This is a genomic window from Mesorhizobium atlanticum (assembly GCF_003289965.1).
Classification (GTDB): domain Bacteria; phylum Pseudomonadota; class Alphaproteobacteria; order Rhizobiales; family Rhizobiaceae; genus Mesorhizobium; species Mesorhizobium atlanticum.
Map to the genome: position 1 here is coordinate 536,491 of NZ_QMBQ01000004.1, position 21,744 is coordinate 558,234.

A 21,744-nucleotide genomic window follows, 5' to 3' on the forward strand; every position below is an offset into this window, starting at 1 on the left:
CCAGGCGCGTGCAAGCCAGAGGTTCGCTGCCTTGGAGGAGGAACTGAGGTGAACGAAACACCGAAAAAAGCTGACGAGGACAAGGAAACGCGCGAGGCGGCGCGCCGTCCGCGCGTCATGCCGGATGTGACCAAGGCACTTGCCTCCGACATTTTCTCAGGCCGCTATCCGGCCGGGTCGTCATTGCCCACCGAGAACGATCTCGGTGTCGAATATGGCGTCAGCCGCACCGTGATCCGCGAGGCGCTGAAAGTGCTTGCAGCCAAGGGCCTGGTGCTGTCCCGGCCGCGCATCGGCACGGTGGTCTGCGACCAGGACAACTGGAACATCATCGATCCGCAAGTGCTGGCTTGGCACGCGCCGCATGCGCTGGACGACAAGCTGTTCGACGCGATCCTCGAAACCCGCCGCGCCATCGAGCCGCTGGTCGCGGAGCTCGCGGCGACGCGGGCCACTTTGCAGGAGATTGCCGATCTCGAGATGGCCTGGCAAGGCATGGCCGGCGCCGGCGAGGATCTGACGCAGTTCTCTCGCTCGGACATCGCTTTCCACCAGATCGTCTACGGCGCCAGCCACAATCCGATCTTCCGCCAGATCGGCAAGCTGATCGATACGGCGCTGCTGTTTTCGCTGGAAGCCACGGCGACGATTTCTCCTGTCAGGCGCATGGAAGCGGCCGTCGCGCATGGCGAGGTGGTCGAGGCGCTGCGCATGCGCGACGCCGTCGCCGCGCGCAATGCAGCCAACAAGATACTCGATCTGGCCGCGCGCGACCTGACCAGCGCCAAGAAACTGAAAAACAACTGAGACTGACCGCCCGCATGAAAATCACCGCTTTAACCACCTACATCGTTCCGCCGCGCTGGCTCTTCCTCAAGATCGAGACCGATGCCGGCATCAGCGGCTGGGGCGAGCCGGTGGTCGAAGGCAAGGCGCTGACGGTTGAGGCGGCGGTCAAGGAACTCGCCGATTACCTCATCGGCAAGGACCCTCGCTTGATCGAGGATCATTGGACGGTCATGCATCGCGGCGGCTTCTATCGCGGTGGCCCGATCCTGATGAGCGCGATCGCCGGCATCGACCAGGCGCTATGGGACATCAAGGGCAAGGCGCTCGGCGTGCCGGTGCATGAGCTGCTCGGCGGCAAGCTGCGCGAGACGATCAAGGTCTATTCCTGGATCGGCGGCGACCGGCCGGCTGAGGTGGCAGCTGGCGCCAAGGACGTGGTGGCGCGCGGCTTCCGGGCGCTCAAGATGAACGGCACCGAGGAGTTGCAGATCGTCGACAGCCACGACAGGATCGATGCCGCGGTCGAGCGGGTCGCCATGGTACGCGAGGCGGTCGGCCCCAATATCGGCATCGCAGTCGATTTCCACGGCCGCGTGCATCGGCCGATGGCGCGCATCCTGGTCAAGGAGTTGGAGCCATATCGGCTGATGTTCATCGAGGAGCCGGTGCTGAGCGAAAACCGCGAGGCGCTGAAGGAAATCGCGACACTCGGCTCGACGCCGATCGCGCTCGGCGAACGGCTCTACAGCCGCTGGGACTTCAAGTCGGTGTTCGAGGAGGCGGTCGTCGACATCATCCAGCCCGACCTGTCGCATGCCGGGGGGATCACCGAATGCCGCAAGATCGCGGCGATGGCGGAGGCCTATGACGTGGCGGTGGCGCCGCACTGTCCGCTCGGCCCTATCGCGCTTGCCGCGTGCCTGCAGCTCGACGCCGTAAGCTACAATTGCTTCATCCAGGAGCAGAGCCTGGGCATCCACTACAATGCCGGCAACGACCTGCTCGACTATGCCGCCAACAAGGACGTGTTCCGCTACGAGGATGGCTATGTCGCGATCCCGGATGGGCCCGGCCTGGGCGTCGAGATCGACGAGGATTATGTGAAGGAGCGCGCCAAGGAAGGACACCGCTGGCGCAACCCGGTGTGGCGCCACAAGGACGGCTCATTTGCCGAGTGGTAAGCCGGCGAAGATTCCGAGCGCGAAAGCTTATAACGCCGCCGGCAAAGGCCCAATCGCCGCAAGCCCGGCTTCCGTCAGCGCGTAGACGCCGCGCTCGGCCCTGGCGAACCAGCCATAGTAGTTGTGTAGAAGGATGCTGGCCGCACGTGGCGAAAGCGCCTTCAGATCGCGCGGCCGCTTCGGGCCGTCGACCAAGGCGGCGGCGCAGGCCAGCGCCTCCTGCCGGTAAGCGGTCATGATCGGCTTGCGCGTGCTGCCGCCGATGGACGGATCGCCCTTGCGGCGGTGATGCTCCTCGACTAGGCGTGAACGGCGCCTCGGATCGCGTCGCGGCGGCAAGGCGGCCGGGCTGAGGATCAACTCCACCTCCCCCTTGGCGCTGACACCGAGCAGGCCGAAGCCGAGACGGCGGCAAAGCGCGCGAAAGCGTCGGTCGTGTTCCCGGCCCTTGCCGCGCGCCGACATCAAGGCGGCCAGCCAGACCTCGTCACAGGCCGCCGCGCGGTCGACGGCTTGCAGGACCAGCTCGAGGTTGAATTGGAGCTTGAGCTCGCAGATCACCACAACTGGCGGCTCGCCGGCGCGCACGCCGACCACGTCGCAGCCGCCGACCTCGCCCTTGACGGCGAAATCCATGCTCTCGAGGAACCGCTTCACCGGCTCGTAGAGGGAAGTCTCCTGCATGCGACAGGCATAGCCGATTCGCGGCTGGTCGGCCCAGCGACACCATTGCGGTCACGGGCATCGATGTCAGGCGCGATGCAGGTAATCCTCGATCGACCGCGCCTTCATCTCGATCGAGAAACCGGGCGCCTGGGGCGGCATATAGGCGGCATCGCGGATGACGCAGGGCTCAAGGAAATGCTCGTGCAAATGATCGACATATTCGATGACGCGCCCATCCTTACTGCCCGATACCGCGACATAGTCGATCATCGACAGGTGCTGGACATATTCGCACAGACCAACGCCGCCGGCATGCGGCCAGACCGGCAGGCCGAACTTGGCGGCGATCAGAAGCACGGCCAGCACTTCGTTCAGTCCGCCCATGCGGCAGGAATCGATCTGCACGACGTCGATCGCGCCGCCGGCGATGAACTGCTTGAACATGATGCGGTTCTGGCACATCTCGCCGGTCGCGACCTTGATCGGCGCGACAGCCTTGCGGATCTTGGCATGGCCGGCGACGTCGTCGGGGCTGGTCGGTTCCTCGATGAAGAAGGGCTTGGCGAAGGCGAGGTCCTTCAGCCAGTCGATCGCCTGGTCGACCTCCCAGACCTGGTTGGCGTCGATCATCAGGTACCGGTCCGGACCGATCACCTCGCGGGCGATCCTGAGGCGGCGGATGTCGTCGGTGCGGTCGCGGCCGACCTTGAGCTTGATATGGTTGAAACCCTCGTCGACCGCTTCCTGACAAAGGCGCCGCAGCTTGTCGTCGGGATAGCCCAGCCAGCCGGCCGAGGTGGTGTAGCAGGCATAGCCTTCACGCTCGAGCGTGGCGATGCGCCCGGCCTTGCCGGACTCGGCCTTTTTCAGAATTGCCAGCGCCTCGGCCGGCGTGATGGCGTCGGTGAGGTAGCGGAAGTCGACGATGCGCAGGATCTCTTCCGGGCTCATCTCGGCGACCAGACGCCAGACCGGCTTGCCGGCTTCCTTCGCCCAAAGATCCCAGACGGCATTGACAACCGCGCCGACCGCGAGATGCATAGCGCCCTTGTCGGGTCCGATCCAGCGCAACTGGCTGTCGCCGGTCACGTGATGCCAGAAGCGGCCGGGATCCTCTTTCACCCAGTCGAGGTCGAGCCCGACGACGAGATGGCGCAGCGCCTCGATCGCCGCGCAGCAGATCTCGTTGCCGCGGCCGATGGTGAAGGTCAGGCCGTGGCCTTTCAGCGACGGGACATCGGTGTCGAGGATGACATAGGCGGCCGAGTAATCCGGGTCGGGATTCATCGCGTCCGAGCCGTCCAGGCTTTGCGATGTCGGGAAGCGGAGGTCGAAGGTTCTGAGGTCCGTGATCTTGGTCATTGCTGCCTCGTGACTGAATTGCTGCCCGCGCTCAACTGCCTGCCGAAACCGCCTCAGATCGACCAGCCGCCGTCGATATTATAGGCCTGCCCGGTCGTATAGGTGGCGCCGGCCAGGTAGACGGCGAGGTCGGCGATCTCTTCCGGCGTGCCGATCCTGCCCATCGGCTGGCGGGCGATGAAGGCCGCGCGCGCAGCCTCATAGTCGCCTTGCGCCTGCATGCGGCCCTGAAGCGAGGGACTCTCCACCGTGCCCGGGCAGATGGCGTTGCAGCGTATGCCCTTGGCGACATAGTCGGCGGCGATCGATTTGGTCAGGCCGATAACGGCGGCCTTGGTGACGCCGTAAGCAAAGCGGTTCGGCACGCCCTTCGGGGCGCCGGCAACCGATGCCATGTTGATGATCGAACCGTCGCCGCGCTCCAGCATGCCGGGCAGCACGGCGCGGATGGTGCGGATCATGGCGCGCACATTGAGGTTGAAGGCGAAGTCGAGATCCCCGTCCTTCATCTCCAGGATCGAGCCGGCATGGACGAAGCCGGCGCAGTTGAACAGCACGTCGACGCGGCCGATCCCGGCGAAGGCGGCCTTCACCGCCTCGTCGTTCAGCACATCGAGTTTTCTCGTCGCGATCCCGGGCGTGTTCGCAAGTTCAGCCAGGGCCGTCTCGTTGATGTCGGTGGCGTGGACGATGGCGCCCGCTTTCGCGAAGGCCAGCGCGCTTGCCCGTCCGATGCCTTGCGCGGCCGCCGTGACGACCACGACCTTGCCTGTGATGTCAGCCATTCTTCTGTCTCCGTCTTTCAGCCGGGCCGTCGCTCGACGATGTAGATGTGGTCCGCGGCCAGCACGACCTCGTCGCGCTGGTTCAAAACCTCGACGCGCTCGATGACGCGCCCGGCGTTTGGCCGTTTCGGGTCGTCTTCCTTGGCCGCGATGGTGGTGCGCGTGCGGATGGTGTCGCCGATGAAAACCGGCTTGATGAAACGCAGCCGGTCGTAGCCGTAGGAGAAGGCGACCGGATTGATGACGCTCGCCGTCAGGCCGACGCCGACCGAGAAGACCAGCGTGCCATGTGCGATGCGCGCGCCGAAGGGCGTGGTCTTCATGAACTCGGCGTCCATGTGGTGCGGGAAGAAATCGCCGGTGTGGCCGGCATGGACGACGAAATCGGTCTCGGTGATGGTGCGGCCGCTGGTGAGGCGCGACGAGCCAATCTCGTAATCCTCGAAATAGGTGGTCTGTTCCATGTCCGGCCTTAGGGCTTCGCGGCCAGCGGCGTCGCCGGCGCGGCGCTCGATCTATAGGCGGCCTCGACCAGCGCCATGGTGTGCCAGGCATCCTCGACGGAGCTGACGAGTTCCGCATCCTCGCCGGACGCGAAGCGCTGGACATTGGCCATGCGGCCAACAAAGGCATCGGGGAACCATTCGCCGGCAAGCGGCACGGTGACCCAATCCGAGCCGCCCTTGGGATGGATTTCCAGAATGTCCGGTTCGCCGCGCGGATAGTCGAGGTTGAGGCCGAGCTTGACATAGGCCGCGCCCTCCGTGCCGCAGATGCGAAACTCGCAGGCCTGGTAGCGGCGGCCGAATTTGTGGTCGTGGTTGATCGACAGCCCGCAGCGCACCGTATCGCCATAGTCGAGGATGGCGCTGGTGCGGGTCTGCGCGACCTTGTGGTTGGGATGGCCGAGCGTCTTGGCGTGCACGCCCAGCGGATCGCCGAGAAGTTGGCGGATCAGGTCGAGATAATGGATCGAATGCATGGCGATCTCGACGCGCGGCGCCTTGAGCAGGAATTCCCAGAGCTGCCAGGGCGTGTCGAGCGCCAGAAGCGCGTCGAAATCGACCACCTCGCCCAGCCAGCCCTTGGCGATGGCGTCCTTCAGCGCCAGCATCATCGGCGCGAAGCGGAGCTGGAAATTGACCGCGGCCTTGAGCTTTTTGGCGCGGCAGATTTCGAGGATTTCCGTCGCCTCGCCCAGATAATTACCCATCGGCTTCTGGATCAGCGCCACGGCGCCGTCGGGCAGCGCCTTCAGCACCTCGGCATGCCGGCCCGGCGGCGTGGCGAGATCGAAGATCGCGTCCTTCACCGCCGCTGCCTCCTCGACCGAACGGAACGCCGTCACGCCCCATGTCTCGGCAAGCTTCCGCGCCTTGGCCTGATCCGGATCGTAGAGGCCGGAAATCGGGAAGCCGCCCTTGCGGTAGGCGGGAAAATGCGCGTCGCCCACGATCGAGCCGGCGCCGAAGGTGACAATCGGGCGCGGCTTCGACGGCTTCAGCCAGGACTGCGACAGCGATGCCGGGTCGAAGGCATCAGTCATGATGAAAGACCTCGTCCATCGACGCCCACCATTCGCCTTCCTTGCGGGTTTCCAGCGGCTCCTGGCAGGGCATGCAGACCGACCACCACTCCTGGGTCTTGGGATCAGCCGCCATCTTGGCCATGTCGGCGGCGTAGTCGGTGCCGTGATATTCGAAATAGGAGAACAGCAGGTTTTCCGGCCGCTTCAGGTAGATCGAGTAGTTCTTGATGTTGCAGGCCGAGATCATGGTCAGCACATCCGGCCAGACGGCGGCGTGAAGGCGGACATATTCCTCGACCTTCTCGGGTTTCAATCCAAGCACCATGCCCATGCGCTGCATACCCGCCTCCCTATTTCACGATCGCCGTGGTGAATTCGGCGATGCTTCTTGCCTTGACCGCGTCCCAGTCCCAGTCGATGCCGATGCCCGGCTCGCTGGGCGCCAGCCCATGGCCATCCTCGATGCGCATCTTGGCGCCCGTCAACTCATCGAGCTGCGGAATATACTCGACATATTTGCCGTTCTGGATGGCGCAGACCAGGCTGACATGCAACTCCATCAGGAAATGCGGGCAGACCGGCATGTCGAAGGCCTCCGCCGCATGGGCGACTTTCAGCCAGGGCGTGATGCCGCCGATGCGGCCGACATCGACCTGGATGATGTTGGCGCCGCCCTTCTGCATATATTCGCGAAAGTGCCGGATCGAATAGAGCGACTCGCCGACGGCGATCGGCGTCGCCGTCGAATTCGACAGCCGCACATGGCCGTCTATGTCGTCGGCCGGCAGCGGCTCCTCGATCCAGGCGAGATCGAGCTCGCGCAGCCGCTCGGCCCGTCGGATCGCTTCGTCGACGGAAAAACCCTGGTTGCAGTCGGTCATGATCTCGTAGCCATCGCCGACCGCCTTGCGCACCGCCGACAGCCGCGAAAAATCCTCGGAACCGTGCGGCTTGCCGATCTTGACCTTCGAGCCGGTAAAGCCCTTGGCCTTCGCTTGCAGCGCATCGTCGACCAGAGCCTGCGTCTCGATATGCAGCCAGCCGCCTTCGGTGGTGTAGAGCGGGCAGCGGTCCTTGGCGCCGCCGGCAAGCTTCCAGAGCGGCAGGTTCTGTTTTCTCGCCCGCAGGTCCCAAAGCGCGGTGTCGATCGCGGCCAGCGCGATCGCGGTGATGGCGCCGATGGTGGTGGCGTGGGTGGCGAATTCGAGCTCGTGCCAGATCGCCTCGATCTGGTCGGCGTCGCGGCCGATCAGGCGCGGCGCGAGATGGTCGGCCAGAAGCCGCATCACCGATGAGCCGCCGGTGCCGATCGTGTAGCTGTAGCCGGTGCCTGTCGCGCCGTCGGCATCGGTGATGGTGACGATCGGCGTTTCCTGGCTGACGAAGCTCTGGATGGCGTCCGTGCGCTTCACCTTCGGCACGAGGTCGACCATGCGCAGTTCGATTTTCTCGATTTTCGCCATGTCAGTTCCTCAGCGACTTGCCGGTTTCGGCGGAAAACAGATGCGCGCGGCTCAGATCGAAGCTCATGCCGATCCGGTCGCCGGCTTTCAGCGGCTTGGGATTGAGCATGCGCGAGACCCAGTCGGCGCCGTTGAACTCGGCGAAGACCAGCGTTTCATTGCCGAGCGGTTCGGTGATGCTGACCGGCAAATCGACGCGGTGGACTTCGGTCTCGCCGCCGGAGCTCAGGCCGTGGCCGGTGGGATAGAAGTCGTCGGGGCGGATGCCGAACACGACCTTGTCGCCGGCCGCTGTCTTAGACTTGAACTGGCCGGGCAGCGGCAGGCTGTCGCCGCGGCTGAAAACCAGTCTGCCGTCGCTGACGGTCGCCTCGTGCAAATTCATCGGCGGCGAGCCGATGAAGCCGGCGACGAAGCGGGTGGCGGGACGGCTGAACACCTCGTCCGGCGTGCCGACCTGCTCGATGTAACCGGAGCGCATGATGACGATGCGGTCGGCGAGCGTCATCGCCTCGACCTGGTCGTGGGTGACGTAGATGACCGTCGACTTCACCTTGGCATGCAGCTTCTTGATCTCGGTACGCATCTGCGTGCGCAGCTTGGCGTCGAGGTTCGACAGCGGCTCGTCGAACAGAAACACGTCCGGATCGCGCACGATGGCGCGGCCCATGGCGACGCGCTGGCGCTGGCCGCCGGAAAGCTGCGAGGGGCGGCGCTCAAGCAATTCGTCGAGGCCGAGGATGGCGGAGGCTTCGGCGACCCGCCGGTCCATGTCGTCCTTAGCGGCGCCCGCGATCTTCAGCGAGAAGCCGAGATTCTCGCGCACCGTCATATGCGGATAGAGCGCGTAGGACTGGAACACCATCGAGATGTTGCGCGAGCGCGGCGGCAGGTCGTTGACCACGCGGCCGCCGATGTCGATGTTGCCGCCGCTGATATCCTCGAGGCCGGCGATCATGCGCAACGTCGTCGACTTGCCGCAGCCTGACGGGCCGACCAGCGCGATGAATTCGCGGTCGGCGATGTCGAGATCGATGCCGTGCACGATCTCCATATTGCCGTAGCGCTTGGTGAGCTTTTTCAGCGAAACCGTTGCCATGCAGTTCAACCTTTCACCGCGCCGGAGGTGAGGCCGCCGACGAGGTGTTTCTGGACGATGTAGGTGAGGGTCAGCGCCGGAATGATCATCACCACGGCCAGCGCGCACATGCCGCGCCAGTCGATGGTGAACTCGGCCGTGTAGTCGAGCAGCCCGACGGGCAGCGTCTTGGAGTTGACGGAACGGGTCAGCTGCGAGGCGAGCGCGAACTCGTTCCAGCAGGTGAGGAAGGCGAAGATCGCGGCCGAGGCGATGCCGGGACGCGCCAGCGGGAATTCGACCTGCCAGAAGGCCTGCCAGCGCGTGCAGCCGTCGATCTGCGCGGCCTCGGCGAGGTCCTTCGGCACCTGGCGGAAAAAGCCGTCGATCAGCCAGATGGTGAAGGGAATGTTCAGTGCCACATAGGCGAGGATCATGCCGAAATGCGTGTCGATGATGCCGAGCCGCGCATAGACGAAGAAGAGCGGCAGCGACATGGCAATGCCTGGCACGGTGCGGGTCAGCATCAGGCCGAGGAACATGCCCGACTTGCCGCGAAACCTGTAGCGCGCGAAGGCATAGCCGCCGGCCATGCCGATGGCGACCGCGATCACCGTCGAGGAAACCGAGATGATCAGCGAGTTGCGGAAATAGTCGAGCACCGGGATGCCGCCTTTGCCGATGCCGCTGAACATGGCGACATAAGCGTCGAAGGACAGTTGCTGCGGGATCCAGACCGGCGGCTTGGCCATGATCTCGACCGTGGGCCTGAGCGACGACAGCACGATCCAGATGCCGGGCAGGCAGATGACAAGCATGGCGAGGAAGAGGCCGACGCGATGCGCGACGATCAGCGTGCGGCGCGTCAGGCGGGCGGATGCGTTCTCATCCATTCTCACCACTCCGCGCCGATCTGCGCGCGCGCCGCGGCGAGCTTGTTGTAGAAATAGACCGTGAAGGCGATCGACAGCAGGATCGAGAAATAGGCCATGGCGTTGGCGAGACCCATGCGGGCATCGCTGTAAGCGGTGCGCCCGACCAGCGTCCACAACAGCTCGGTGCGGCCGGCCGGGCCGCCATCGGTCATGATCTTGACGATGTCATAGGCGCGCGCGACGTCGAGCGAGCGGATCGTCATGGCGATATAGGCGAAGGGCATGACGAAGGGCCAGGTCACATAGCGGAAGGTCTGCCAGGGCGTGCAGCCGTCGACGCGCGCCGCCTCGATCGGCTCCTTGGGCATGGCGAGCAGACCGGCCAGGATCAGGATGGCGAAGATCGAGGTCGACGACCAGACTTCCGCGATGGTGATGGCGGTGAAGGCGAGGTGGCTTTCGATCAGCCACGGGATGGCGTCCTGGGTAACGCCCAGCGACTGAAGGGCGTTGTTCACCAGGCCGATATTGTCGTTGAACATGAATTTGAACTGGAAGCCGACCAGGATCGGCGAGAACATCATCGGGAACATCATCAGTGTGCGCAGGATGCGCTGGCCGCTCGTTGCCTTCTCGACCAGCATGGCCAGGCCGAGGCCGAGCAGCATTTCTAGGTTGAGCGCGACGGTGAGCAACAGAACGGTGCGACCGAAGGCCCACCAGAAGTCCGGATTGCTCAGGATCGACATGTAGTTCCGGAAGCCGATCAGCACGAAGAAAGTCTCGGGCCGGGTCAAGCGGAAGGGCGTGAAGCTGGAGTAGAGCGAGAGCAGCAGCGGTACGAGCACCACCGCCGCCAGCACGACGAGGGCCGGCAGCAGCAGGAGAATCGGCGCGGATGGCTTGAAGCCCTTCATCGGGACCCTGTCAGCGAGGTGAAGTGATCCAGCCCCGGTCGCAACCGGGGATGGCATATTCCGCGGGGCTACGCGGCCGCCTCCCCGGTTGACAGGGAGGCGGTTGCGGGGCGGGGCAGCCTAGAGCTTGCCCGCGTCCTGGAGGATCTGCGTTGCCTTCGCGGCAGCGTCGTCGAGCGCCTGCTTCGACGTCTTGTCGCCGAGGATGGCGGCCTGCAGCTCGGGATAGACGGCGTTGGAGATCTCGATCCATTCCGGCGTCTGCGGCACCGGGAAGGCGTTCTTCGCGGCTTCCTGGAAGGCCTGCAGCACTTCTGTCTTGTACGGATCGGACTTGGCCTGCTCGAGATCCCATTCCCAAACCTTGGTGCGGGTGGGCAGCGGGCCGGCCGCGGCTTCCAGCTTCTGGCTGTCCTCATTGGTCAGCCACCAGACCAGCGAAGCGGCGGCTTCCTTGTTGGCGCAGTTCTCGGTCACCGAGAAGCCGTGCGCGCCGGACCAGCCGGAACGCTTGCCGGACGAGCCCTTGGGCTGGACCTTGACGCCTACATTGCCGGCAACCTTGGACGACTTGGGGTCATTGAAGAAGCCGGCCCAGCCCGGCCAGTCGAGGTTGATCGCCACGGTGCCCGAGGCGAAGCCCTGTCCGAGGTCGTCCCACAGATAGTTGGTGGTGCCGGCCGGCACGGCCTTGGCCTTGTAGAGCTTAACGAACCAGTCGAGCGCCTTGACGCCGGCCTCGGAGTTGAACGCCGGCTTGCCGTCCTTGTCGAGATATTCGCCGCCATCGGCGATCACCATCTCGTAGAAGCGGCCGTTGATCGCCTCTTCCTTGCCGGCATATTGCGTGCCGTAGAAGTCAGGCGGGCTGGCGAAGAATTCGGCCTGCTGCGCCATCTCGTCGAACGTGTCCGGCGGTGCGAGTTCCTCGCCGTATTTGTCCTTGTAGGCCTTCTTCTTAGCTTCGTCCTTGTAGAGGCTCTTCTGGTAGTAGAGCGCCGAGACGTCGAACTGGGCGCGCGGCAGCATCACCAGCTTGCCGTCCAGCGTTCCGGCGGCGATGTTGGCCGGCACGAAGGCGTCGATCTCCTCCTTCGGCAGCAGCTTGGCGAGATCGGTGTAGATGCCCGGATATTGCGGCGCGAACGAGGTGTGGTTGGAGCCGACGCACCAGGTGATCGAGTTGGAGGCGATGTCCGACTTGATCTCCTTGTCGAGGTCGAAGTGGTTCTTCTTCGACAGGATGTTGACCTTGGCGCCGGTCAACTTCTCCCATTCAGGAATGCGCTCGTAGAGCTTCTCATATTGCTGGCCGCCGATCAGCTTGGCGTCGATCGTCACACCCGGAAATTTGCCGGGCAGATCGGCTGAAAACGCCGTGCCGCTCAGCAGCAAACCGGCCAGGCCGGCGGAAATGCCTAGAAGCAGTCTCGTCATGTTCTCTCCTCCCACGAGCTCGCGGCAATGGCCGGCCGGATGCGCAGCCGATCGCTTAAGCTTCATTCATATGCAAATAGCATTTTCATTCCCGGGTCAAGCCGATTATGCTTCCAGCGATGCGAACTTCATGCATATATGCAGGAGAAAATTCACTGGAGGGGCAGGTGGCCGAGGAAGACGACGGGGACCGCTACCGCGCGCCGGCGCTCGACAAGGGACTGGACATTCTCGAACTGCTGGCGAGCGTCGACGGCGGGCTGACCCAGGCGGAGATCGCCAAGCGGCTCGACCGCAGCCCGAACGAGTTCTATCGGATGCTCGACCGCCTCGTGCGGCGCGGCTACGTCACCAAGATCGACGGCGACCGCTATTCGCTGACGCTCAAGCTTTTCGGGCTGGCGCAGCTACACGCGCCGGTGCGGCGTCTGGTGTCCTATGCGACGCCGATCATGCGGGAACTCGCCGAAACCTCATGGCAGGCCAATCAATTGGTGGTGTTCGACCGCGGCGCCGCCGTTGTCATCGCCCAGCAGGAGGCGCCGCGGTATTGGGGCATCTCGATCCGTGTCGGCTCGCATATCAGCCTGTTCGACACCGGCTCCGGCCATGTGCTGCTCGCGTTCCGCTCGCCCGAGGAGCGCAAGATGATGATCGCGGAGCATTTGCAGAGCACCGAACAGCTCAATTTGACGCCGGAGTTCTTCGCCCGCCTCGATCAGGTGCGCGACCGCGGCTACGAGATGATGGCCTCGCTGCAGACCGCCGGCGTCTACAATCTCTCGACGCCGGTGCTCGGACCCGACGGCAGGGCGATCGCGGCGCTTACCATCCCCTATATCACCCTCGTCAACGCGCCCACGGCGCCGGACATCACGCTGACGATTCGGCACCTGCAGGACGCTGCCGCGAGGTTGTCGCAACTTGCCGGGTCGGATGTACCGCAATCGTCGTAATTTCTTATTTGAATAATGGATTTTTAGGCGGGATATTGTCCGGCACAACGGGAGGAGACGCCGCCATGATCATCGACACGCATCTGCACCTCATCGACCAGGCCGCGCTGCGCTACCCGTGGCTGGCCGGCGTGCCGGCGCTGAACCGCGATTTCTCCTACCAGGAATATGCCACCGACGCGTTGCGTTCCGGCATTGAGGGCGTGCTGCATATGGAGGTCGATGTCGACCCCGCCGACATCGCCGCCGAGACCGCCCATGTGAAGTCGCTCGCCGGCCAGGCCGGGAGCCTGCTTCGTGGAGCGATCGCCGCCTGCCGGCCGGAGGAGGCCGGTTTCGAGGCCTATCTGGAGACGGTCAAGGCCGAGCCGTTCGTCAAGGGTTTCCGCCGCGTGCTGCATGTCGTTCCCGACGAGGTCTCCGAAGGGGCGCTGTTTCGCCAGAACATCAAGCGGCTGGGCGGCACCGGCCTGACCTTCGACCTGGTGGTGCTGCCGCATCAGATCCCGAAAGCGATGGCGCTTGTCGACCTCGCGCCCGACGTGCAGTTCGTCCTCGACCATTGCGGCGTGCCCGACATCAAGGGCAATGCGGAACATCCGTGGCGTGAGCATATGGAAGCGATCGCCAAACGGCCCAACATCGTCGGCAAGATCTCCGGCGTGGTCGCCTATGCCGATCCGGCAACCTGGACGGTCGAGACGCTCAAGCCCTATGTCGAGCACACGATCGGCAGCTTCGGCTGGGACCGGGTGATCTGGGGCAGCGACTGGCCGGTCTGCACGCTGGGCGGCGGGCTGACCACCTGGATCGCCGCCACGCATGCGCTGCTCGCCGGCACGAGCGAGTCGGAGCGGACACGGCTGCTCTCGGGCAACGCGCGCCGGCTGTGGCAGCTTGGATAATCGCTCTCCTTGTTTTGATGCAATTCCGGACGGAAAACCGCTTCACTCTTTTCCTGGAATTGCACCTAGATCATCGTCCGCACGTGGCGCTCGCGGCCGTAGAGCGAGACGAGAAGCAGGATGACCAGGCCGAGCGCGGCCTGCACCGTCGACGGCCGGAAGCCCAGGCCGATCAGCAGCGTGTTGATCTCGGTGAGCACCAGGACGCCTGCGATGGTGCCGAGATAGCTGCCGCGCCCGCCGACCAAGGCCGCGCCGCCGACCACGACGGCGGCGATCGTCTGGAAGAGATAGGGCTGGCCGACATCGCCATAGGCCGAGCCGGTGAAGCCGAGCAAAAGCACACCGGCGACCGCCGCGAAGAAGGCGCTCGCCGCATAGGTGACGACCCACATGCGCAGCGGATCGATCAGCGCCAGAGGTGCCGCCTCAGGGTTGCTGCCGACCGCGTAGAGACGGCGCCCATAGGGCGTGCGGGCAAGCACCAGCACGATCAGCGCCGTCAGCACCACGAGGCAGGGCACCAGCAGGGGTACGGGCAAGGGACCGACCGAGCCGCCGATCGAGACGAAGCTGGATACGGCCTCCGGCGCCGAGCCGGAGGGGAAGCCGCCAGTCCACAACAGCACGGCGCCCTGGACGATCATGCCGATGCCGAGCGTGACGATGAGCGGATGGATGTTGAGCCCGCGCGAGATCAGTCCATTCAGCGCGCCGATCGCAATGGCAAGGATGCCGACGAGAAAGCAGACCAGGGCGAAGTTCCAGCCTTGACCGTAAAGCTGTGCCGCCACGACATTGGCAAAGCCGATGACGAAAGGAATCGAAAGATCGATGCCGCCGAGGATGACGACCAGCGTCTGGCCGATCGATGCGACCGCCAGCAGCGAGGCGATGACCAGCAGCGCGCGGATGGCGAAAGGCGCCGAATAGCCGGGGATGAGTAGCGTGCCGACGACCTGCAACAGCAGCGCCATCAGGAAGGCGCCGGCGATGCGGGCATTGGTGGACTGGAACCAGTTGCTTGTCATCCCGGTCAGCCTTTCCGCCGCGACAGCCGTTCCTGCAGCGCCGTGAGCACCACGGCGATAACGAGGATCAGGCCATAGGCTATCTGCAGCACATAGGTTGAAACGTTGAAAGTGGTGAGCAGGCTCTGCAGCAGGAAGATGTCGATGGCGCCGATCGCGGCGCCGCCGAGACCGCCGCGCCCGCCGGCGAGGCTGACGCCGCCGAGCGCCACCGCGGCGATCGCGATAAGCGTGTAGGTCGGGCCGATATTGGGATCGGCCGAGCCGATCAGCGAGGTCAGCATCAGCCCGGCTGCGGCGGCGAAGAGCCCGGTCAGGACATAGGCGATGAGCCGCACCCTGCTAACCGGCACGCCAGCGGTGTAAGCGGCGCGGTCGTCGCTGCCGACGGCCATCAGCAGGTCGTAATAGGGCGTGCGACGGATGAGCAGCCAGCAGAGGCCGATCACCGCCAGCGGCACGATCGAGAGCGGTCCGGCCATGGCCTTCAGCCAGTCAGGTGCCGGACCGATCGGCGCCGGCAGGATGGTGAGCGTGACGCCGGTCAGGATCAGATAGGCGCCGAGCGTCGCCACGATCGGCTGGATGCGGACGATCGTCGCAAGCACGCCGTTGGCGGCGCCGACCACTGCACCGACCAGCAGCGCGGCGGGAACGATGATCCATGGCGACGAAATGCCTAGATTGAGAAACAGCACCTGGATGACCAGGGCGTTGACGAAGCCCATCAGCGGGCCGACGGAAATGTCGATACCGCCGCGCCCCGCCAGGATGACCGGCGCGGAGGCGACGGCCGCGCCGATCAGGGGCGCAGCCAACCCAAGCAGCGTGCCCCAGGACGAGGGCTGAAAGCGCGCCGGATTGAGCGCGACGTTGAGGACCAGCAGGACCACGAGCATCACCACGGCAAAGCCGACGCCACGGAGCTTGCGAATGGCCGGGCTCATGCAGCGCGTCCGAACATGGCGGCGATCACGGTGTCGGTGGTCATCTCCGCGCCGGAGAACTCGGCCGACACGCGCTGCTCGCGGAACACCAGCACTCGGTGGCACAGAAGCAGTATCTCCTCGATCTCGCTGGACAGGATCACCAGCGCCATGCCCTCGGCGGCAAGGCCACGGAAAACGTCGTAGAGCACGTGCCGGGTCGCCACGTCGACGCCGCGCGTCGGGTCGTTGAGCAGAAGGAAGCTTGGCTCCAGCGCAAGGGCGCGGGCGAGCAGCACCTTCTGCTGGTTGCCGCCGGACAGCGTGGTGATCGCCGCGTCCGGACGTGGCGCGACGATGCCGAGCCTTTGTCGGTACGCCTCGTAGCGCCGGCGCCGCGCCGCGAAGCTGAGCAGGCCGAGACGGCGGTCGTTCGACACGGTGGAGATGGCGAAATTGTCGAGCACCGACTGGGTCGGGAAAATGCCGGTCGAGCGGCGATCGCGCGGCAGATAGGCGATGCCGCCGGCGACGGCCTTGCGGAAGCTGGTGATCGAGCCTGCCTTGCCGTCGACGGCGATCTCACCTGCCACCGGCTGCTCGAGTCCGGCGAGCGCGCGCAAAAAACGTTCCTGGCCGTGGCCGTCGAGGCCGGCAAGACCGACGATCTCGCCCGGTGCGATGGTCTGGCTGATCGGATCGACACCGGGCGCGATGACAAGCCCACGCACACGAAGAGCCTTTGCCTCAGCCATGCGCCAGCTCCGCTGCCGTTTGCGGCGCCATCACCGCCAGAAGCTCGGCAGGAGTCGATACGCCGCGCTCTTCGGTCTTCACCACGCGGCCGGCGCGCAGGATTGATATACGGTCGGACAAAGCCATCACCTCGTCCATGCGATGCGTGATGAACAGGATCAGCGTGCCCGCCCCGGCCATCGCGCGCATCAGCGCGAAGACCGACTCGCGGTCGACGAAGTCGAGCGCCGCCGTCACCTCGTCGAGGATCAGGACACGCGGGTTGCGGATGACGGCGCGGGCAAGCACGACAAGCTGGCGCGCGGCAAGCGGCAGCTCGCCGCAGGGCCGGTCGAGATCGATCGTCGTCACCGCGAAGCGGCCGAGCGCGGCCAGCGCCCGCGCGCGCCGCTCGCCGCGCGGCACGTCCCGCCGCCACAGACCGTCGAGGCCAAGCAGGATGTTGTCGGTCACCGAGCGATCGGGCGCGACCAGCACCTCCTGGAAAACGGTGGCGAAGCCGGCGGCCTGGAAGGCGGCGGGCTGCGTACCCGAGAATGCCTGGCCATCGAGTAGGATGGCGCCGCCATCCGGCTGCACGATGCCGGACAAAAGCTTCACCAGCGTGCTCTTGCCCGAGCCGTTCTCGCCCAGGATTGTATGGATTGTGCCTGGACGGAAGGCGATCGACGCCTCCGCCAGCGCGACGGTTTCGCCATAGCGTTTGGAGACGCCTTGGACTTCGAGCATTTTTCTTCCCGAAAGGAGAAGCCGGTCCCTTTAAGGGGTGTTGAGATTCAGGTCAGGCCGCGCCGAAAATGGTGGTTTCCGAGAACCGGAGCGGAGCGTACTTTTCGTACGTGAGCACCGGAAGCGCAGGAAACCGCCATTTGCAGGCCGGCATCACCTGAATATCAGCACACCTTAGCGAGAGCCGGCTTCGCATTACATCACTTGGCGCAGGCGTCCGGCACCTTGGAATAGTCCCAGCCCTTGGTCGGCGCCGGATTGCTGAAATAGGCGTCGAGCACGTCCTCCGGCATCGGGTCGGTCGGCGGCACAGGGAAGACAGAAACGGCATCCGGCGTCATGCAGTCCTTGTACCATTTGTCGAGCTCGGCGGTGTGCACCGGCGGGATCGGGATCAGCAGCGTGTTGAGCTTCGGCTTCTGGCCGTCGAGCATGCGCTCGCCGACACGGAACAAAGTCTGCGCCGTCCAGCCCGGCAGCACGGCATGGCCTTCGAAGCGGTACTTGTCGGGATTGGCCTTCCAGTAGCCGAGCGCATCGCCGGTGATCGAGCCGGTGATCAGCGGCGCGGGACGGCCGGCTTCGGCGAAGGCCTCGGCGACGACCCGGCTTTCGCTGCCGGTCGTCCACACCGCGTCGATCGGCGCCGGATTGGTGGCGATCGCCTGCAGCACCACCGTCTTGGTGACGTTGGCCGTCCAGTTGCCGTTGACGGTGCGCGCGACCTTGAGGCCCTTGTTCTCGGCGAGCGCCTTGTCGGCGCCCTGCTTTTCCTGGACCACGATCGGATGCCCGGCGATGCCCTCAACCACCAGCACGCTTGAGTCGGGCTTGGCCTTGGCGATCGCCGTCATCATGTCATAGCCCCAGCGGGCATAGTTGGAATCGACATTGATGGCGTTGGGGCTGGTGATCGAGCCGGCCGCCGTGATGAAGGGGATACCCGCCTTGGCGGCGGCGTCCACGGCGTCGTCGAGCGCCGTCGCCGAGCCCGGGATCGAGGTGATGATCGAGCATTTCTTGTCGATGAAGGCGCGTATCTGGTTGATCTGCTGGCTCGGGTCGTTGTTCGAATCCGACACCTCGAAGCTCGACACCGTGCCGTCGGCGATGAGGCCGTCGACCAGCCGCTTCAGCTCCTTGGTGACCGAGACGCGCCACGGATTGCCCTGGTAGCTCTCCGAATGGCACCACTTCCAGGGCTTCGCCGGCGGCGTGAAATTATCCCAGGCCGAGGGCAGCACTTTCTGCGGCGCGCCGTCATATTGCGCCTTGAGATCGGCAGGCAGGCCGTCGATCACCGACTTCACGTCGGCGGCACGGGCGGCGAACGGGATCGAGACTAAGGCGGTTGCGGCGAGCAGGCCGCGTATCAGGCTGGTCATTTTTTCCTCCCTTTGGTTGCAGTGAACTAGCCGGCGGCAGCCGGCGCGAAACTCTCCCGGAACAGGCAATTGATGTCGGCGACGACGCGGCGGGCGTCCTGCCTGCCGGCAAGGCCTTCGTTGATGCGGTCGGACGCATGCTGCTGGAACGCCATGTAGCCATCATGGCGGGGGCGGACCCAGGCGCCTTCGAGCGTCGCCCTCGTGTCGCGATAGAAATTACCGGCCGCGGCGTTGACGGCGTCGTCCTCCCAGGCCGCGGCATGGCCGGGCTGGCCGCCGCCGGCGGCGTAAGGGCCGCGCTGCACGTCACCGCTGGCGATCCAGTAGGCGAAGTCGATCGCCGCCTCGCGCTCGGCGGAGAAGGCCGAGACGGCAATGCCGGTGCCGCCGAGCGCCGAGCCGACCGGGCCGTTGCCGCCAACGACCGGCATGTCGCCAAAGGCGAGGCGATGCGGCCGGAAACCCGCCACCGCATAGGGAACATAGCCGTAGATCAGCGGCGCGCAGGCGATAGGCGAGCCGAGTTCGGCCATTTTCTCGAACACCGCGATCGGATCCATCGTCAGGCATTGCGGATCGACAAGCGCCGCGATCTCGCGCAGCATCTCGAAGGCGGTTTCGCCGGTCTCGCCATCGACAAGATCGGCCGAACCGTCGACCGCGCAGGGCCGGCCGAGCTCGGCGGCAAGCGTGTAGAAGCACATCAGCGAATGCGGCGGCCTGAGCGGCAGGAGCACGCGACCCTGCTCGGCAAGCGCCAGCACTTCGGTCCAGATCGTGGGCGCTGCCTCGATGAGATCGGGCTGCCAGGCCTGCACCTGGGTGGCGGCGTCGATCGGGAAAGCCCATTGCCGGCCCTGCCAGGTGTAGCTTGGGTAGGATTTGCCGACGCTTCCTTTGGCGAGCGCTGCTCGTTCCGCCTCGCGCCCGGGCACATCGAGCGGCGCCAGGCATTTCTCGGCGGTGATCTGGCCGACATGCGGGTGGTCGATGACGATCAGGTCATAGGCGCGGGCGAGCTCTTCCACCGGGAAGGATTCGAAATCCTGCAGCGAGCGCTTTTCCCATTCGATCGAAACGCCGGTCTTTTCCTGCCACAGCGCGGAGCACGCCACCATCGGATCGTAACCGCGCGGATGGCTCCAGGTCATGCCTTTCAACCGGATCACAGGCCGAACTCCGCGCGGATCTTTTCGCTGTGCTCGCCGATGCGCGGAGCGGCACGGTCCACCTTGGCGCGGACGCCGTCGACGCGCAGCGGCGAACGCGTGGTGAGGATCGAGACATTGTCCTCGCGCGTCACGGTCTGCAGCATGTCGAGCGCCTTGAAGCCGTCGTTTTCCATCAGCTCAGGCCAGGTCAGCACCTTGGCGCACCAGATGTCGGCGGGCTCGAGAATGGCCAGCCACTCGTCGACGGTCTTCTCGGCGATGCGCCTGGCGATGATCGCCTTGATCTCGTCGCGGGCTGTGAACCAGGTCGCGGGCTTGTCGCGGAACGGGTCGAGCTCTGCCAATTCGAGCAGATCGGCAATCTTCGGGATCGGCGTCATGGCGATCGCCAGATAGCCGTCCTTGGCCGGATAGACGCCGTAAGGCGCCGAGAGATAGGCATGGGCGCTGCGGAAGGACGAGCGCTTCGGCAGGCGGCGGCCGTCATTGAGATGCGTGGTCAGCACCTCGAACTGGAAATCGACCAGTGCCTCGAGCAGGCTGGTCTCGACATGGCCACCCTCGCCGGTGATGCCGCGCCGCACCAGCTTGGCGAGGATGCCTTGCGCGCAGGCCGCGCCCGCCAGCATGTCGGCGATCGCCAGGCCGAACGGCACCGGCCCCTGCCCCTCGTCGCCGTTCAGCCACATGGCGCCGGAGCGCGCCTGGGCGAGCAGATCCTGCCCCGGGCGCTTCACCCAGGGGCCGTCCTCGCCATAGCCGCTGATCGAGGCGTAGACGAGCCGCGGGTTGATCGTCCTCACATGCTCATAGTCGAGGCCGAGCCGTTCGATGACGCCCGGCCGGAAGTTCTGGATCAGCACGTCGGCCTTGGCGATCAGGCCGCGCAGCGCGGCGAGGTCGGCCTCGTCCTTGAGGTCGACGGCGAGGCTCTCCTTGCCGCGGTTGATGGCATGGAAAATGGTGGAATCGCCGCCGATCTCGGTGTCGCTGAGATAGAGCCGGCGCGAGAGATCGCCGCCATCCGGCCGCTCGATCTTGATGACCCGCGCGCCGAGGTCGAGCAAACGCAGCGAGCAATAGGGTCCCGACAGGAACTGGCTCATGTCGATGACGACGAGGCCGGTCAACGGAAGTTCAGTGTCAGCAGCCACGGCTCACTTCTCTGTCTTGCCGACGAAATCGGCCGGGTTCTTGTATTTCACCGTCTGCAGGTGCTCGCAGTAGAGCACCAGCTCTCCTTCACCCTTGAAGACTTCATAACTGGCGCGGATCAGGCCCATGTCCTGATAGCGGGGCTTTTTGTCGAGGTTGGTGCGGATCGAGTAGATGGTGTCGCCAATGAAGACCGGCTTGATGAAGCGGAGCTTGTCGTAACCATAGGAAAAGGCGTTGACGCAGTTGGTGGCGACGAGTCCGAGCCCGGCCGAGAACACGAAGGCGCCGGCCACCAGCCGCTTGCCGAAAATGCCTTCCCGCTCGGCGAACATCTGGTCCTGGACGTAAGGGTGGATATCCAGCACCAGCGCATTGAACATATGGCTTTCGCCCTCGGCGATGGTGCGGCGGAGCGAGCGGATTTTGTGGCCGGGCTGCCAGTCCTCGTAGAACCAGTTTTCCGAATTCCAGACGGGGATGTCGGCATGCGCCTCAGGCATGTCGGCCGGATGCGTCGAGGCAACGCCGACGGTCGGCGCGAACGCGCTCATGGTCCTCTCCGGGAGCTTCCGGCGGGCCCTGCAAAACGGTTCCGGGCACGATCCCGGATGGCGAGACGCATGATCGCTTTCCTCCCGTCAA

At 65.0% G+C, this 21,744-nt stretch carries 23 protein-coding genes; 4 read left to right on the forward strand and 19 right to left on the reverse strand.

What is annotated here, in order from left to right; translation table 11 throughout:
• The first annotated feature begins 117 nt into the window (after window positions 1-117).
• Together DPM35_RS16210 and dgoD are read left to right on the forward strand one after the other, a co-directional pair.
• Window positions 118-807: a FadR/GntR family transcriptional regulator gene (locus DPM35_RS16210; protein WP_112128509.1), complete on the forward strand. Its 690-nt coding sequence runs from the start codon at window positions 118-120 to the stop codon at window positions 805-807.
• 14 nt (window positions 808-821) lie between these two features.
• Complete coding sequence (dgoD, locus tag DPM35_RS16215) at window positions 822-1,970, forward strand: galactonate dehydratase (protein ID WP_112128261.1); 1,149 nt, start codon at window positions 822-824, stop codon at window positions 1,968-1,970.
• Between the two features lie 27 nt (window positions 1,971-1,997).
• On the opposite strand, the gene DPM35_RS16220 is transcribed toward dgoD, so the two are convergent.
• The 11 genes from DPM35_RS16220 to DPM35_RS16270 all read right to left on the reverse strand — a co-directional run bounded on the left by DPM35_RS16220 (window position 1,998) and on the right by DPM35_RS16270 (window position 12,081).
• A complete protein-coding gene (locus DPM35_RS16220; protein ID WP_112128262.1) occupies window positions 1,998-2,654 on the reverse strand; it encodes a DUF2161 domain-containing phosphodiesterase in 657 nt (218 codons plus the stop codon).
• Between the two features lie 66 nt (window positions 2,655-2,720).
• Window positions 2,721-3,998, reverse strand: a complete 1,278-nt coding sequence (locus DPM35_RS16225) for an L-fuconate dehydratase (protein WP_112128263.1) — start codon at window positions 3,996-3,998, stop codon at window positions 2,721-2,723.
• 53 nt (window positions 3,999-4,051) lie between these two features.
• Window positions 4,052-4,783 (reverse strand): SDR family oxidoreductase, encoded by a 732-nt coding sequence (locus tag DPM35_RS16230; RefSeq protein ID WP_112128264.1) that lies wholly within the window; start codon window positions 4,781-4,783, stop codon window positions 4,052-4,054.
• A 17-nt stretch (window positions 4,784-4,800) separates the two neighbouring features.
• Complete coding sequence (locus tag DPM35_RS16235; protein WP_112128265.1) at window positions 4,801-5,247, reverse strand: MaoC/PaaZ C-terminal domain-containing protein; 447 nt, start codon at window positions 5,245-5,247, stop codon at window positions 4,801-4,803.
• 8 nt (window positions 5,248-5,255) lie between these two features.
• Window positions 5,256-6,329 carry a Gfo/Idh/MocA family protein gene (locus DPM35_RS16240; protein ID WP_112128266.1) on the reverse strand — a complete coding sequence of 358 codons (1,074 nt, stop codon included), beginning with the start codon at window positions 6,327-6,329 and terminating at the stop codon, window positions 5,256-5,258.
• Window positions 6,322-6,651: an L-rhamnose mutarotase gene (locus tag DPM35_RS16245; RefSeq protein ID WP_095817634.1), complete on the reverse strand. Its 330-nt coding sequence runs from the start codon at window positions 6,649-6,651 to the stop codon at window positions 6,322-6,324. The genes DPM35_RS16240 and DPM35_RS16245 overlap by 8 nt, the downstream gene beginning before the upstream one ends.
• 10 nt (window positions 6,652-6,661) lie before the next feature.
• Window positions 6,662-7,774 (reverse strand): mandelate racemase/muconate lactonizing enzyme family protein, encoded by a 1,113-nt coding sequence (locus tag DPM35_RS16250; RefSeq protein WP_112128267.1) that lies wholly within the window; start codon window positions 7,772-7,774, stop codon window positions 6,662-6,664.
• A 1-nt stretch (window position 7,775) separates the two neighbouring features.
• Window positions 7,776-8,873, reverse strand: a complete 1,098-nt coding sequence (locus tag DPM35_RS16255) for an ABC transporter ATP-binding protein (protein ID WP_112128268.1) — start codon at window positions 8,871-8,873, stop codon at window positions 7,776-7,778.
• Window positions 8,874-8,878: 5 nt separating this feature from the next.
• The gene (locus DPM35_RS16260; RefSeq protein ID WP_112128269.1) at window positions 8,879-9,745 is read right to left on the reverse strand and encodes a carbohydrate ABC transporter permease; all 867 of its coding nucleotides are present in this window, start codon (window positions 9,743-9,745) and stop codon (window positions 8,879-8,881) included.
• Between the two features lie 2 nt (window positions 9,746-9,747).
• Window positions 9,748-10,644, reverse strand: coding sequence for a carbohydrate ABC transporter permease (locus DPM35_RS16265; protein WP_112128270.1), 897 nt, complete (start codon window positions 10,642-10,644; stop codon window positions 9,748-9,750).
• A gap of 120 nt (window positions 10,645-10,764) precedes the next feature.
• The gene (locus tag DPM35_RS16270; protein ID WP_112128510.1) at window positions 10,765-12,081 is read right to left on the reverse strand and encodes an ABC transporter substrate-binding protein; all 1,317 of its coding nucleotides are present in this window, start codon (window positions 12,079-12,081) and stop codon (window positions 10,765-10,767) included.
• A 167-nt stretch (window positions 12,082-12,248) separates the two neighbouring features.
• On the opposite strand from DPM35_RS16270, the gene DPM35_RS16275 reads away from it, so the two are divergent.
• Window positions 12,249-13,037: an IclR family transcriptional regulator gene (locus DPM35_RS16275; protein WP_245431555.1), complete on the forward strand. Its 789-nt coding sequence runs from the start codon at window positions 12,249-12,251 to the stop codon at window positions 13,035-13,037.
• A 65-nt stretch (window positions 13,038-13,102) separates the two neighbouring features.
• Window positions 13,103-13,942 (forward strand): amidohydrolase family protein, encoded by an 840-nt coding sequence (locus DPM35_RS16280; RefSeq protein ID WP_112128272.1) that lies wholly within the window; start codon window positions 13,103-13,105, stop codon window positions 13,940-13,942.
• Between the two features lie 65 nt (window positions 13,943-14,007).
• Here DPM35_RS16280 and DPM35_RS16285 read toward each other — a convergent pair whose 3' ends face one another.
• The 8 genes from DPM35_RS16285 to DPM35_RS16320 form a co-directional block, all read right to left on the reverse strand.
• On the reverse strand, window positions 14,008-14,973 hold the full coding sequence (locus DPM35_RS16285) for an ABC transporter permease (protein WP_112128273.1): 966 nt from the start codon (window positions 14,971-14,973) through the stop codon (window positions 14,008-14,010).
• A gap of 5 nt (window positions 14,974-14,978) precedes the next feature.
• Window positions 14,979-15,920, reverse strand: a complete 942-nt coding sequence (locus DPM35_RS16290; protein WP_112128274.1) for an ABC transporter permease — start codon at window positions 15,918-15,920, stop codon at window positions 14,979-14,981.
• A complete protein-coding gene (locus DPM35_RS16295; protein ID WP_112128275.1) occupies window positions 15,917-16,654 on the reverse strand; it encodes an ATP-binding cassette domain-containing protein in 738 nt (245 codons plus the stop codon). The genes DPM35_RS16290 and DPM35_RS16295 overlap by 4 nt, the downstream gene beginning before the upstream one ends.
• Window positions 16,647-17,384 (reverse strand): ATP-binding cassette domain-containing protein, encoded by a 738-nt coding sequence (locus DPM35_RS16300; protein ID WP_112128276.1) that lies wholly within the window; start codon window positions 17,382-17,384, stop codon window positions 16,647-16,649. The genes DPM35_RS16295 and DPM35_RS16300 overlap by 8 nt, the downstream gene beginning before the upstream one ends.
• A 200-nt stretch (window positions 17,385-17,584) precedes the next feature.
• On the reverse strand, window positions 17,585-18,769 hold the full coding sequence (locus DPM35_RS16305; RefSeq protein ID WP_112128277.1) for a substrate-binding domain-containing protein: 1,185 nt from the start codon (window positions 18,767-18,769) through the stop codon (window positions 17,585-17,587).
• Window positions 18,770-18,795: 26 nt separating this feature from the next.
• Window positions 18,796-19,923 (reverse strand): ABC transporter substrate-binding protein, encoded by a 1,128-nt coding sequence (locus tag DPM35_RS16310; RefSeq protein WP_112128278.1) that lies wholly within the window; start codon window positions 19,921-19,923, stop codon window positions 18,796-18,798.
• Window positions 19,924-19,937: 14 nt separating this feature from the next.
• Window positions 19,938-21,098 carry a CaiB/BaiF CoA transferase family protein gene (locus DPM35_RS16315; RefSeq protein ID WP_112128279.1) on the reverse strand — a complete coding sequence of 387 codons (1,161 nt, stop codon included), beginning with the start codon at window positions 21,096-21,098 and terminating at the stop codon, window positions 19,938-19,940.
• A gap of 3 nt (window positions 21,099-21,101) precedes the next feature.
• Window positions 21,102-21,653 (reverse strand): MaoC family dehydratase, encoded by a 552-nt coding sequence (locus tag DPM35_RS16320; protein WP_112128280.1) that lies wholly within the window; start codon window positions 21,651-21,653, stop codon window positions 21,102-21,104.
• Window positions 21,654-21,744 lie beyond the last annotated feature (91 nt).